The organism is Helicobacter valdiviensis (assembly GCF_003245365.1).
Taxonomy (GTDB): Bacteria; Campylobacterota; Campylobacteria; order Campylobacterales; family Helicobacteraceae; genus Helicobacter_D; species Helicobacter_D valdiviensis.
Window position 1 is genome coordinate 1 of sequence record NZ_NBIU01000109.1, and the last position, 760, is coordinate 760.

The 760-nt window shown below is 28.2% G+C and carries 1 protein-coding gene; it reads right to left on the reverse strand.

Annotation, left to right across the window (positions count from 1 at the left end):
• Positions 1-8: 8 nt before the first annotated feature.
• Positions 9-760, reverse strand: a 752-nt coding sequence (locus tag B6S12_RS11300) for a hypothetical protein (RefSeq protein ID WP_220083654.1), incomplete at its 5' end; no start/stop codon positions are given.

The window sequence follows — 760 nt, forward strand, 5'->3', positions numbered from 1 at the left end:
AATTTCCTCTATATTCTTTGTGCCATACAAGGATTGTTTGTCTTAAAGTTCTCACTCACCACACAAGTTCTTTGGTTTAACACTCCTTTTTCTTCATCTAATGTTTCTTTTTCTTCTTCTGCTGGTTTTATTAAGACTACTTGTTGTTTATCTAGCATAGAAGCATTGATGTCTTTTAGAGGAGAGGTTATAGTTTGATCAATTGTATTTTCCTTATTCTCCTCATAATATAAATTAAAAGGATTAGTAAGCTTTACATATCCTATTTGTTGGATACCTGCATTATCTTTAAGATAATATTCTCCCTTAGCTACATAACCTTTTAATTCTTCTTGGTATTTATTCATTGTGGCTAATCCTTTTTCAATTTCTTTTTGTAATGCTAATTTATGGCTTTCATTGGTTGCATTATTATAAGAGTTGATAAGATTTTCCATTTTCTTTAAAAAGGCTACTTTTACTCCTAGAGCTTTTATGTCTTCTTGAAATTTACTTTGGATAGCTTTGATGTGATTAATCTCTGGCTTTATAGTATCAAAGCCATTAATATTATTTGCATTGCTATTTTTTAAAATAGCTTCTAATGCTCCTAAATTTTCATCACTAAAGGCTAATAAAAATGCAATGCTTTGTTTTAAAGTTTCTGGAAGATTTGCATAAAGAAAGTTTCCATTTTCATCAAAACTCTTTTGTAAATCAATAATGATTTTTTCATTATAGAAATCTTTGAGAATTAAATCTAGGATTTCTTTGCTAAAGT